This window comes from Nocardiopsis sp. NPDC006938, from assembly GCF_042869555.1.
Taxonomy (GTDB): domain Bacteria; phylum Actinomycetota; class Actinomycetes; order Streptosporangiales; family Streptosporangiaceae; genus Nocardiopsis.
Genome location: NZ_JBIAGA010000010.1, coordinates 219,520 through 231,413, shown reverse-complemented (window position 1 = coordinate 231,413; position 11,894 = coordinate 219,520). Strand labels below are relative to the sequence as shown.

Below are 11,894 nucleotides of genomic sequence, written 5' to 3'. Positions count from 1 at the left end.
CGCCGTGGTCTGGCACAACGACCGCACCGGCCAGCCGGTCCTACGCTCATTGACCGCTTACGATCACTGACCCCTTGGAATCACTCATCTAGGCGCGGGCTCCGGTCGGGGCCGCCAGATCCCAGTATTCGCCATTGACGGGTACGCGCTCGGTGGTCCTGGTCAGCGGGGCCGCCGCTGGCAGTGCGGGCAGCTGAACGAGGAGCGGTTCATGAACGCCTCCCGCACCATCGGCGTGCCGCAGCGCCCGCAGGGCTCGTCGCGCCTGCCGTAGGCGTTGAGCCCGCGTGCGAAGTAGCCGCTCTCGCCGTTGACGTTGACGTACAGCCCGTCGAACGTGGTCCCGCCGACGTCCAGCGCCTCGGTCATCACGTCGGTGACGTGGCCCAGCAGTTCCAGGGCCCGGGCGTTGGACAGACCCCGCGTGGAACGGGCCCAGTGCAGCCGCGAACGCCACAGCGCCTCGTCCGCGTAGATGTTGCCGACCCCGCTGATCAGTGTCTGGTCCAGCAGCGCCCGCTTCACCTCGGTGCGCTTGGCCCGCAGCGCGCGGACGAACGCCTCCGGGACGAAGGCGGGGTCCAACGGGTCCAGGGCGATGTGGTCCACCGACGACGGCACCTCGGGCCGCTCGCCCTCGCGGTCCAGCAGCAGGTGACCGAAGGTGCGCTGGTCGACGAAGCGCAGCTCGTTGCCGTCCGCCAGCGGCATCCGCACCCGCAGGTGGCGCTCGTCCGGCTTGCCCTGCGGCTGCACCAGCATCTGCCCGCTCATGCCCAGATGGGTCAGGAGCAGGTCGCCGCCGTCCAGCACCAGCCACATGTACTTGCCTCGGCGCCGTACCGCCGTGGGGGTCTGGCCGCCCAGGCGCGCCGCGAAGTCGGCGGGACCGGGTTCGTGACGGCGGACCGACCGCGTGTGCAGCACCTCGACGGCGCCGATCCGGCGCCCCACCGCGTGCTCGGCCAGGCCCCGCCGGACCACCTCCACCTCGGGGAGTTCGGGCACGCCTCAGCCCTGCCCGCTGGGGCTCGACTTGCCCTTGGCCTGCTCGGCGGCGCGGTCCGCGCGGGCCCGGATGGCCTTCCACGCGGACTCGGCGGCCTGCTGCTCGGCCTCCTTCTTGCTGCGCCCCTCGCCGAGGCCGTAGCTCTCCCCCGCCACCCGGACGGTCGCGCGGAAGGTCTTCTGGTGGTCGGGGCCGCTCTCGTCCACGTGGTACTCGGGCACACCGAGCATCTCGGCGGCGGTGAGTTCCTGGAGGGAGGTCTTCCAGTCCAGACCGGCGCCCAGGCCGGAGGCGGTGGCGATCAGCGGGTCGAACAGCCGGTGCACGAACTCCGAGGCCACGTCCAGGCCGCGGTCCAGGTACACGGCGCCGATGATCGCCTCCAGGGTGTCCGCGAGGATCGACGACTTGTCGCGACCCCCGGTGCCCTCCTCGCCCCGGCCGAGGCGGATGTACTCGCCGATGCCCAGCCCCCGGGCGACGTCGGCCAGGGCCCGCATGTTGACGACGGCGGCACGCAGCTTGGCGAGCTGCCCCTCCGGAAGGTCGGGGTGCTTGCGGAAGAGGGTGTCGGTGACCACCAGGCCGAGCACGGAGTCGCCGAGGAACTCCAGGCGCTCGTTGGTGGGCAGCCCGCCCTTCTCGTAGGCGTAGGAGCGGTGGGTCAGGGCCCGGAGCAGGATCTTGGCGTCCACCTCGACCCCGATCGCGCGCTGGAAGGACCTGGTCTCGGAGACGGAGAGTTGACTGGCCACGCGGGTTCGCTTCCCGGTTGGGCGCGCCGACGGACGGCGCGCGAAGGTGGAGGTGATCCCCGACCCGACCAGGACGCTCGAAAACGAGGTGATCGTCGCGGGAGCGTGCTCCCCCGGCGGCCACCACGATCTCGGGAGCCCCTGTGGGACCGGGACCACCGGTGTCGGACACCACGGGCCGCGGTGTCTCCGGGGCCCGTGGGGTTCACTCTACAAAGCCCTGGGGACACAGGCCCACGGTACGGCCGTTCCCGGACAGCACTTCGGGGCGGAGCCCTCTGAGGGTTCCGCCCCGATGATGTCCGGGTGTACGGGATCGGGCACGGGGCCCGAAGCCTGGCACGTCCGGGTTAGGCCGGGTTGGTGACCTGGCGGTTGTTGTAGGTGCCGCAGGTCGGGCACGCGATGTGGGGCTGCTTCGGGTCACGGCAGCGCGGGCAGTTGACCAGCACCGGGCGCGACGCCTTCCACTGGGAACGGCGGGTCCGGGTGTTGCTCCGCGACATCTTCCGCTTCGGGACGGCCACTTCAATCCTCCTGGGTCACCCCCGCGTGCGCGGGAGGTCGCTTATCTGGTCACCCCGCGCGCTGTGGCGGGGAGGGTGTGTCCCGGTCGTCGGCGGCCCCTGCGGGTACCGCGCGCGATCGGATCACTGACTCACTGCTGGTCGGGCTTCTCCGCGATGTCGCGGAGCGCTTCCCAACGCGGGTCGACACCGTCGCCGTGACCGTGATCGGGTCCGGCGTCGGCGAGTTTGACACCGCACTCGGCGCACAGGCCGGGGCAGTCCGGGCCGCACAGCGGTGAGAGTGGGAGCGCGAGCACGACGGCGTCTCGGACCACCGGTTCGAGGTCGAGCAGATCGCCCTCTAGATAGTAGTCCTCATCGTCGTCGCCCGCGTCCTCGTCGCTTCCGACGCTCACTTCGTCGTCGGCGGCGTAGCGGTACATCTCCTGGAAGTTCGCCTCCAGCTCCTCGGAGAGGGGGTCGAGGCAGCGGGAGCACTCCGCCGTGAGGCCGCCGGTGACGGTCCCGGTGACGAGAACGCCCTCCATCACCGCCTCCAGGCGAAGGTCCAGCTCGATCTCCTGGCCCTTGGGCACGCTGGCCATCGCCGTCTCGAGCGCCTCGGGGACGGTCACGATTCGGTTGACGGTACGCATCGAACCCGGCTGGCGGCCCAGCTGGCGGGTGTCGACCACGTACGGGTCGCGGGCATCTAGACGAGACAGGGTGATCGCGCTTTCAGGAGAGTTCCGGGTGCCGGGCACACAGCCGCCGACATGGTGGGCGTCGGGCTGACGCGGTGGTGCTGACCGGCCAGAGCGCACGCCGAGGACCGGCGACGCCCATGGTCGAACCCAGATTCTACCTACCATGTCCCCGACCACCCAAATCAGGCCCCCGAAGCCGCCCCCGGGGCGGGGTGCGGGGGCTATTCGCGCTCGCGCTCGGCGTACTTCTCGCGGAGGCGCCCCTGGACGTACGGGGTGACCAGGCTGGAGACGTCTCCCCTGTGCTGGGCGATCTCGCGGACCAGGCTGGACGACAGGAAGGAGTACTGCGGGTTGGCCGTCATGAAGACGGTCTCCACACCGGAGAGCCGGTAGTTCATCTGCGCGATCTGGAGTTCGTAGTCGAAGTCGCTGACCGAGCGCAGGCTGCGCACGATGGTCTCGACCCCGTTCTCCCGGCAGAAGTCGACGAGGAGCCCGTCGAACTCGGTGACCCGGACGTTGTCGAACTCGGCGGTGCCCTCGGTGAGCATGTCGAGCTTCTCGGGGACGGTGAAGAGCCCACGCTTGTTGACGTTGTTGAGTACGGCGGCGATGACCTCGTCGTACTGCTTGGCTGCTCGCCCGATGATGTCGATGTGTCCGTAGGTGACCGGGTCGAAGGAGCCCGGACAGACGACTCGGCGCACGGTGGATCGCCCCTCTCAGGTACTACTCACGGGTACAGCGATCGTAGGGGCTCCTATCCGCCCGATTTCGGGCAACTCCCACTTAGTGGTCCCCCGTGTCCGCTTTCACACGACCCGGCAACGGACCTCTCCTCCGCCGGGTCGTGTGAACCTTCCCCCGGAAAGCGCCGAAAAACGTCCCTTTCACCCGGTATCTACCCGGTGACGCGGGCGTACCAGAGGATCGCCTCGCCGTACTTGCGGCTGCGGTCCCGCTCGACGCCCTCGGGCCAGAGGGGTTCGGGACCGCGCTTGGACCGCTCCACCACGAGCACCGCGTCCTCGGCCAACCACCCCTGCTCGACCAGGGCCGACAACACCGAGGCCACCTCCTCGTCGGTGACCGCGTACGGGGGGTCGGCCACCACCAGGTCGTAGGGGGCATCGGTGTTGCCGCGCGCCAGCACCCGTTCCACCCGGTCGGCCGCGAGCCGCGCCCCGGGGAGCCGGAGTGTGGCGATGTTCTCCCTCACCACCCGGGCCGCCCTGGCGTCCGCCTCGACGAGCAGCGCGTGCGCGGCGCCGCGCGACAGGGCCTCCAGGCCGATCGCCCCGGACCCCGCGTAGAGGTCCATCACACGGAGTCCGTCAAGCGAGCCGAGGTCGGACTGGACGGAGGCGAACAGGGCCTCGCGGGCGCGGTCGCTGGTGGGTCGGGTGGTGCGGCCGTCGGGGGCGCAGATGCGCCGTCCGCCCGCCGCCCCGGCGATGATGCGGGTCATGGCCCCACGGTAGTGCGCTCCGGGGCACGCCGGCGCGGGGCGTCAGGTCTTGTCGAGGTACTCGGCGCGCTCCTCCGGCAGCAGGGCCTCCAGGGCCCGCGCCAGCGGCGGGTGCCCGGTCAGACCGGGGTCCCGCTCCACCAGGCGGGTGGCCTCCTCACGCGCCTCACCGATGAGTTCCTCGTCCTTGACCAGCGTGAGCATCCGCAGACTCGAACGGGAGCCGGACTGGGCGTCGCCGAGCACGTCGCCCTCCCGGCGCATCTCCAGGTCGGCGCGGGACAGCTCGAACCCGTCCGTGGTCGAGGCCACGGCGGCCAGGCGCTCGCGAGCGGGGCTGCCCTCCTCGGCCTCGGTGACCAGCAGGCACAGCCCCGGCAGGGTCCCCCGACCGACCCGTCCGCGCAGCTGGTGCAACTGCGAGATCCCGAACCGGTCGGCGTCCATGATCGCCATGACCGTGGCGTTGGGCACGTCCACACCGACCTCGATGACGGTCGTGGAGACGACCACGTCGGTCTGGCCGGAGGTCAGGCGGCGCATCACGGCGTCCTTGTCGTCCGGGGCCATCCGCCCGTGCAGCGCCTCCACCCGCACGTCCGCCAGCGGCCCCTCCCGGAGGCGGGTCAGCACGTCCAGCACCGCCAGCGGGGGCCGGGCGCCCGCAGGCGCGTCCTCGGGCGGGGTGTCGACCTCGTCACCGGCCTCCGTGCCGCCGGAACCGTCCCCGATCCGGGGGCAGACCACGAAGGCCTGCCGCCCCCGGCCCACCTCCTCACGGACGCGTTCCCAGGCACGGGTGAGGAAGTGCGGCTTCTCGTGGGCGGGGACCACGTGGGTGGAGATCGGCGCGCGCCCCTGGGGCAGCTGAGTGAGGGCCACCACGTCCAGGTCGCCGTAGACGGTCATCGCGACGGTCCTCGGGATGGGTGTGGCGGTCATCACCAGCACGTGGGGGCGACCGTCCCTGGCCTTCTCCCGCAGGGCGTCGCGCTGCTCCACACCGAAGCGGTGCTGCTCGTCCACGACGACCAGGCCCAGGTCGGCGAAGGAGACGTGTTCCTGGAGCAGGGCGTGGGTGCCGACGACGATCCCCGCCTGGCCCGACGCGGCCTCCAGCAGGGCCTCGCGCCGGGCGGCGGTGTTCATGGACCCGGTGAGCAGGGCGACACGGGTGGCGGTGTCGGCGCCGTCGATCTGCCCGGCCCGGCCGAGCGCCCCGAGCATCGCGCCGATGGACCGGTGGTGCTGCTGGGCCAGGACCTCGGTGGGAGCGAGCATGACCGCCTGGCCACCGGAGTCGACCACCCGCAGCATGGCGCGCAGTGCCACCAGGGTCTTGCCCGCGCCGACGTCGCCCTGGAGCAGGCAGTGCATGGGGTGGGTGGCGTCGAGTCGCTCGGCCAGCCGTTCGCCCACCTCCCGCTGGCCGTCGGTGAGTGTGAACGGCAGCTGGGCGTCGAAGGCGTCCAGGAGACCTCCGTCCGCGCCTGGCCGGGGACGGGCGGGCAGCTCCTGCGCCTGCTGGCGCCGCTGGGCCAGGGCGAGCTGGAGCACGAAGGCCTCGTCCCACTTCAGACGGCGCCGTGCGGCCGCGACCTCGGACCACTCGGCGGGCCGGTGCACGCGCACCAGGGCCTCGTGGACACCCAGCAGCCCCCTGCTCTCGCGCAGTTCCGGGGGGAGGGGGTCGGGGAGGTCCACCGCGTAGTCGAGGGCCACCCCGACCGACCGGGCGATGGTGGCGGAGTCCAGCCCCTTGACCGCCGGGTAGACGGGGATGAGCTCGTTGGCGTAGGCGCGGGCCGCCTCGCCCTCCAGGCCCTCGTCGTCCAACAGCACGTACTCGGGGTGGTCGAGCTGGCGGCGACCCTTGAAGGTGGAGACCCGGCCGGAGAACATGGCCAGCCGCCCGGGGACGAGGGTGTTCTGGTGGTGGGAGCCCCGGTTGAAGAAGGTCAGGTGGAGGCGGCCGGTGCCGTCCGTGACGGTGGCCTCCAACATGTCCATGCGGCGCCGCCCCTGGCGGGCGGGGATGGTGCGCCGCCGGGCGTCCAGGACCTTGGCCTGCACGGTGACGTCCTCGCCCTCCCGCAACAGCGCGAGGTCGGTGAGTTCGCCCCGGCGGTCATAGCGGCGCGGATAGTAGCGCAGCAGGTCGCCGAGGGTGTGCAGGTCGAGTTTGTCGGCGAGTGCCTTCGCCGTCCTGCCGCCGAGCGGTCCTTTGCGCAGCGGCTCGTCCCAGGTGCTCACTGTGGTTCCCGTCCCGGTTGCGTGGGGTCGACCGTCACTGTCACCGTAGACCTCCGGTGCGACGACCGGCGTCAGGCTGAGCATGGGCAACGGAACGTTGCACCCGGGGTATACTCGTCAGAGTTCATCGCGTTTTCGCCATGCCCGCGTGGCTGATCTCGATGCTCCGGTGGGTGTGTGCGGCCTCGGCCGCGCCTCTTCTCGCCGTTGCGCGTACGGACGCCCGCCAGTGGTCTGATTCCACCTTCGGGCATGTCCCTCGTGTACTCTTCCACGGTTGGTGTCCTCGCCAACCTGCCCACCCGGCCTCCTCCGGCCGGATGACCTCTCGCGTGCGGCGACGTGCGCGATCCCGAGCACTTGAATGGAGTTACCGTGGCTTCCGTCTGCGACGTCTGCGGCAAGGGACCAGGGTTCGGTAACAGTGTTTCCCACTCGCACCGTCGCACCCGCCGCCGCTGGAACCCCAACATCCAGACCGTTCGCACCCGCGTGGGCGGCACGCCCAAGCGCGTGAACGCGTGCACCTCGTGCATCAAGGCTGGCAAGGTGACCCGCTAGGGTCCCTCCCACCCGTAGTCCTCGAAGGGCCCTCCGACTCCGTCGGGGGGCCTTCGTGCTGCTCGGGGCGGGGTGTGCGGAGCGAGCGGCGGGCTGAAGGAAAGCTCCCGGGCCGCCGGTCTACAGGTCGCACACGTGCCCGTTCAGGGAGCACCGGACCGGGCTCTGGGAGGCACCGATCGCGTCGAAGGTGAGCGTGGCCGACTCCCCGGGCTCCAGGTGGCCCTCGGTCCCGGACTGGCGGGCGAGGATGCCGTCCTCCAGCGGTTCCCAGTCGGCGTCGTGCACCTCGGTGACGTCGGCGCTGCGGAAGGCGAGCGCCAGCTCCCACGCGTCCAGTCGGGTCCGGGAGGTGTTGGTGACGGTCACCCTCCCGGTGAAACCGACCGACGTCACGTCCATGACCTGGTAGGAGACGGCGGTGGGCTCCGACCCGCCCTGGGTCTGCGGGCCGCCCGCGCCCTCCCCCGACGAGGCTCCGCCGTGATCCGGCCGCGGGGAGGCGTCCTGGGTGGGGGCGGCGTCGTCGGGCCCGGGGGCCTGCGTCGCGCCGGGCGGTCCGCCGAACTGGAGGTAGATCTGGGTGGTGCTGTAGCCGAACAGGAGCAGCCCCAGGATCACCCCGGAGACGACGAGGACGTTGAGCAGCCTCGGCGGTTCGACCCGTTTGGGGACCGTGCTCTCCAGGAGTCCACCGATCCTCCGCAGCGCGCCGGCGTTCTCCGGTTCGCTGCGGTGTGCTCCACGACGATGGCCGTGCCGCCTAGCCATGCCGCCCCATGTGCCGCCTTCCGACGTTGTTCCGCTGGCCGTGCCCGCCCCGGGCCGACGGCCGTGCCGACCGGGGGTCTCGCCTCGGGTGGACCGCCACGGGTCCGCGCCCCGCGTGGGCGGGTTCTCGCCCGGAGGCCGACGCTGACCGCGATGGCAAAGCCTAGCGTGATCACCAAACAGGACAAATCCAAAACGGGGTCAGTCCCGCCGGAAATGATCCCACCCACCGTGTTCGACCGCGTTCCCGTCGACCGTGACGGCGGAGCGCGTGCCGGTCTCCGGGGTCTCGCCCACGGTCCCCACGCGATGCCAGTGCTCCGGGAGCACGGCCTCGGGCGGGAAGACCGCCGCGAGCGCGTGGTCCTCACCGCCGCCCACCATCAGGCGGCGGGCGGCGTCCACAGCCTTCCCCGTGGGAGCCCCGAGTACACGGACGGCTTCGAGGAGTTCCGGCTCGGGGCGCAGCGCCTCGGCCTCCAGCCGGACGCTCACGCCGCTGGCCCGGCAGACGTGCCCCAGGTCCTGGGCCAGTCCGTCACTGACGTCGAGCATGGCGGTCGCCCCGAGCCGGGCCGCCTCCGGCCCCGCGGCGTAGGGCGGGCTCGGGCGCCGGTGCTCGGACAGGCACAGCGCCGGCCCGTCCAACCCCCGCTCCAGCAGGGCGAGTCCGGCGGCGGACAGGCCCAGGTGTCCCGTGTAGGCGACGACGTCACCGGGCCGGGCCCCGTCGCGGCGGACCGGAGCCCGTCCTTCGAGGTCGCCCAGGGCCGTGACCGCGATCGTGAGGGTCCGCGACCCCACCGTGTCCCCGCCGACCACCGCGCCGCCGGCCAGCGCGCACTCGTCGCGCACACCGGCGGTGAACTCCTCGGCCCACGCCACCGGGAGTTCGGGGGGCGCGGCGAAACCGATGAGCAGTCCCGTGGGGCGAGCGCCCATGGCCGCCACGTCGGCGTAGTTCTGCGCCACCGCGCGGTGCCCGACGTCGCGGGCGCTGGACCAGTCCCTTCGGAAGTGGCGGCCCTCGACCAGGAGGTCCGTGGTCGCGACCGTACGCCCGTCGGGCGCGGCCACGACCGCGGCGTCGTCGCCGGGTCCGAGGATTACGTCGTCCGTCCTGGGGAATTGGCTCGTCACGCGCGTGATGAGAGCGAACTCGCCAAGACCCCCAATGGTGCTCAACACACAGATCAGGGTACGGTGACGCTCCGGCGCAGTGGTCTAGACCCCGTGGTCAGGCCCCCACGTTCGTCACCCGTCCGTCATCGGCTGTGCCCTCCGGCCGGGCCGCGTCCGTTCGGCGCCCCCGGCTCGGCACGAAGGAGAAGTCATCATGGTGCAGGCATACATCCTGATCCAGACCGAGGTGGGCCAGTCCGCCGAGGTCGCCGAGCGTGTGCGCGGGATCGCGGGGGTCGACCAGGCCAACGACGTCACGGGTCCCTACGATGTGATCGTGCAGGCGCGAGCCGAGGACATGGACTCCCTGGGGTCCCTGGTGGTCGCGCGCATCCAGCGCCTGGACGGTATCGCCCGTACCCTTACCTGTCCCATCGTCAACATCTGAGGTCGACCGAGTCGACGGAGCGAGGTTGCCCGTGCCCAAGCGCTACTTCGGAGCGGCCCTGGCCGTGGTCCTGGTGACGGCCGGATGCGGAGGGCAGACCGTGCAGATGCAGCCGCCCGAGACGGACGGCGTGACGACGGAGGCCTGTGCGGCCCTGGTCGCCGACCTGCCCGACACCCTGCTCGACGCGCGGCGCGCGACGGTCCAGCCCGAGTCGCAGGTGATGGCGGCCTGGGGCGACCCGCCCATCGGCCTGCGGTGCGGCGTGCCCCGCCCCTCCTCCCTGGAGATGGACTCGGTCCTGGAGGAGGTCAACGGTGTGGCGTGGCTCCCCCAGCCCGAGGACGCCCCCACCATGTACACGGCGGTCGAACGCGAGGCGTACGTCGAACTGACCGTGCCGCCCTCCTACGGAGCGCCCGCCCCGGCGCTCTCCACACTGAGCGACCTGATCGCCGAGCACCTGGAGGAGCGGGCCGACAGCCCGCGGTGACCGCGCGGGCGGCGTCCGCACTCGTACGGGGCCGGGGCGGTGTGCGCCTGCCGGCCCCGCTTCGGTGTGTCGGTGGGACGTCCGGACTCGTGTCGCCGGGACCCTACTCCCCGCCGTCCTCGTCCTCGCGGGCCTCGTCGGCACCCTCGGTGTCGGTGTCCTCGTTGTCGGTGTCGGAGCCGGACTCGTCGCTGTCCGCGCCCTGGAGGGACTCGGCGTCCGGCCCGTCCTCGGCCAGTTCGGCCTCGATCTCGGCCGCGGTGAACGAGATGGAGCCGGAGCAGGCGGCCCCGGGCTCGGGGACGTCCCCGCCGCGCTCGTAGAACTGGACGTAGCGGGCCAGGTTCTCGTCGTCGGCCCGGTCGGCGGTGATCTGGCGGCCCCAGCTGGAGGCCACGATCGGGGCGGGCATGTCACCCTCGTAGGGGCTGATGACCAGGTAGTCGCCGGGGTTGTAGAAGCCCTGGAGCGCCTCGATCTGGTCCTCGGCGAGGTCGGGCTCGTAGGTGATCCAGACCGCGCCGTGCTCCAGGGAGTGGACCGCGAACTCCGACATCAGCGGCTCGGTGTACACGCCGCAGTTCTGCCATCTGTTCCAGTGCTGGCCGCCGACCGGCGGGGACTGGGCGTAGTCCACGCGCTGCCCGTCCGGCACGTGGTTGTACTCGTCGATGGCGTACTCCTGTACGCCGTCGATGTTGCGGGAGCGGAACTCCATGAAGACCGCGGTTCCCAGGAGACCCAGGACCGCCGCGGAGGCTACGCTGATCCCGGCGATCTTGAGGATCTTGGCGCGGCGTTCCTTCTTGCGCTGCTCTTCCCGCAGGGCGGCGGCGCGAGCGCGACGCTCCTCCGCCTTCGTCTTCTTGGCCACTGGGTCTCCTGGGCTGGATGTGGTCGAATGGGACTTTCCTATCCTCTACTTTGGCATCAGAGTGGTGCGATTTGACCAGGGTGGTTCTGATGGGGCATGTGACCGGGGCAGACTCCGACCGTTCCGACGAGGGGTCGTACGAGGACGAGTCGGCCGCGCCCGACGCGGTTCCGGAGGACGGCGGCGGTGCCGAGGCGCCCTCCGCCCCCGGCCGCTCCGTGCCGCTCTGGTTGACCGTGACACTGGTCATCCTGGCCCTGGCCGGGGGTCTGCTCGTGGGGCGCCCGTCGTACCCGCTGGACACCAGCGCCGACGCCGGTTTCCTGCGCGACATGAGCACGCACCACGCCCAGGCCGTGGACATGTCGCTGGTCATCATGGAGAAGACCGACGACGTCGAGATGCTGACCATCTCCACGGACATGGCGCGGACCCAGCAGGCGCAGATCGGCATGATGCAGGGCTGGCTGAGCGCGTGGGGGCTCAACGCGCGCGCCTCCGAACCTCCGATGACCTGGATGGCCGACCACGACCACGGCGGCGGTGAGGGCGAGGTGCCCGAGACCATGCCGGGGTGGGCCTCCGAGGAGGAGCTCGTGCGGCTGGCCGACGCCGAGGGTCAGGAGGCGGAGGTCCTGTTCCTGGAGCTGATGATCGCCCACCACCTCGGCGGGATCGAGATGGCCGAGGCCGAGGTGGAGCTGGGCGACGAGGAGCTGGTCACCACCTTCGCCCAGGGAATGGTCGACGCCCAGCAGTCCGAGGTGGACAACATGGAGCGCATGCTGGAGTCGCGCCGGTAGTCCCCCTCCCCTGAACCAGCTCCGACCGGCCGGCACGTCGGAGCGGACCCACCAGCGACAGCACGGCGGCGCGCCCTCGTACCGGGGGCGCGCCGCCGTCGTTCGTCGGGGCGCGGCC

Annotated in this window: 14 protein-coding genes; 4 read left to right on the top strand and 10 right to left on the bottom strand. The window is 71.6% G+C overall.

The genetic code is table 11. From position 1 onward, the window contains the following. Positions 1-162: 162 nt before the first annotated feature. From mutM to recG, 7 genes are all read right to left on the bottom strand, one after another. On the bottom strand, positions 163-1,008 hold the full coding sequence (gene mutM / locus ACFYL4_RS17230) for a bifunctional DNA-formamidopyrimidine glycosylase/DNA-(apurinic or apyrimidinic site) lyase (RefSeq protein WP_387519193.1): 846 nt from the start codon (positions 1,006-1,008) through the stop codon (positions 163-165). Between the two features lie 3 nt (positions 1,009-1,011). Beyond that, positions 1,012-1,764, bottom strand: a complete 753-nt coding sequence (rnc, locus tag ACFYL4_RS17225) for a ribonuclease III (RefSeq protein ID WP_357767288.1) — start codon at positions 1,762-1,764, stop codon at positions 1,012-1,014. 350 nt (positions 1,765-2,114) lie between these two features. Then, on the bottom strand, positions 2,115-2,291 hold the full coding sequence (gene rpmF / locus ACFYL4_RS17220; RefSeq protein WP_013151268.1) for a 50S ribosomal protein L32: 177 nt from the start codon (positions 2,289-2,291) through the stop codon (positions 2,115-2,117). Between the two features lie 131 nt (positions 2,292-2,422). Beyond that, complete coding sequence (locus tag ACFYL4_RS17215; RefSeq protein WP_357767341.1) at positions 2,423-2,968, bottom strand: DUF177 domain-containing protein; 546 nt, start codon at positions 2,966-2,968, stop codon at positions 2,423-2,425. Between the two features lie 233 nt (positions 2,969-3,201). Beyond that, positions 3,202-3,690, bottom strand: coding sequence for a pantetheine-phosphate adenylyltransferase (gene coaD / locus ACFYL4_RS17210; protein ID WP_387519190.1), 489 nt, complete (start codon positions 3,688-3,690; stop codon positions 3,202-3,204). 194 nt (positions 3,691-3,884) lie between these two features. Beyond that, complete coding sequence (rsmD, locus tag ACFYL4_RS17205; protein WP_387519188.1) at positions 3,885-4,451, bottom strand: 16S rRNA (guanine(966)-N(2))-methyltransferase RsmD; 567 nt, start codon at positions 4,449-4,451, stop codon at positions 3,885-3,887. Between the two features lie 42 nt (positions 4,452-4,493). Continuing rightward, a complete protein-coding gene (gene recG / locus ACFYL4_RS17200) occupies positions 4,494-6,704 on the bottom strand; it encodes an ATP-dependent DNA helicase RecG (protein WP_387519186.1) in 2,211 nt (736 codons plus the stop codon). A 375-nt stretch (positions 6,705-7,079) separates the two neighbouring features. Between recG and rpmB the strand changes: the two genes are divergently transcribed. Then, the gene (rpmB, locus tag ACFYL4_RS17195) at positions 7,080-7,265 is read left to right on the top strand and encodes a 50S ribosomal protein L28 (RefSeq protein WP_013151263.1); all 186 of its coding nucleotides are present in this window, start codon (positions 7,080-7,082) and stop codon (positions 7,263-7,265) included. Between the two features lie 120 nt (positions 7,266-7,385). On the opposite strand, the gene ACFYL4_RS17190 is transcribed toward rpmB, so the two are convergent. Beyond that, positions 7,386-8,036, bottom strand: a complete 651-nt coding sequence (locus ACFYL4_RS17190) for a cellulose binding domain-containing protein (RefSeq protein ID WP_387519183.1) — start codon at positions 8,034-8,036, stop codon at positions 7,386-7,388. 201 nt (positions 8,037-8,237) lie between these two features. Continuing rightward, entirely contained in the window at positions 8,238-9,224 is a 987-nt protein-coding gene (locus ACFYL4_RS17185) for a thiamine-phosphate kinase (RefSeq protein WP_387519181.1), read from the bottom strand. Between the two features lie 148 nt (positions 9,225-9,372). Here ACFYL4_RS17185 and ACFYL4_RS17180 point away from each other — a divergent pair, with 148 nt between their 5' ends. Together ACFYL4_RS17180 and ACFYL4_RS17175 are read left to right on the top strand one after the other, a co-directional pair. Next, positions 9,373-9,606 carry an Lrp/AsnC ligand binding domain-containing protein gene (locus tag ACFYL4_RS17180; RefSeq protein ID WP_357767271.1) on the top strand — a complete coding sequence of 78 codons (234 nt, stop codon included), beginning with the start codon at positions 9,373-9,375 and terminating at the stop codon, positions 9,604-9,606. 31 nt (positions 9,607-9,637) lie between these two features. Beyond that, positions 9,638-10,099: a DUF3515 domain-containing protein gene (locus tag ACFYL4_RS17175; protein ID WP_357767338.1), complete on the top strand. Its 462-nt coding sequence runs from the start codon at positions 9,638-9,640 to the stop codon at positions 10,097-10,099. A 103-nt stretch (positions 10,100-10,202) separates the two neighbouring features. Here the strand turns inward: ACFYL4_RS17175 and ACFYL4_RS17170 are convergent, their stop codons facing one another. Next, complete coding sequence (locus ACFYL4_RS17170) at positions 10,203-10,973, bottom strand: DUF3105 domain-containing protein (protein WP_357767268.1); 771 nt, start codon at positions 10,971-10,973, stop codon at positions 10,203-10,205. Between the two features lie 89 nt (positions 10,974-11,062). Between ACFYL4_RS17170 and ACFYL4_RS17165 the strand changes: the two genes are divergently transcribed. Further along, positions 11,063-11,776, top strand: a complete 714-nt coding sequence (locus ACFYL4_RS17165) for a DUF305 domain-containing protein (protein WP_357767265.1) — start codon at positions 11,063-11,065, stop codon at positions 11,774-11,776. Positions 11,777-11,894: the final 118 nt, after the last annotated feature.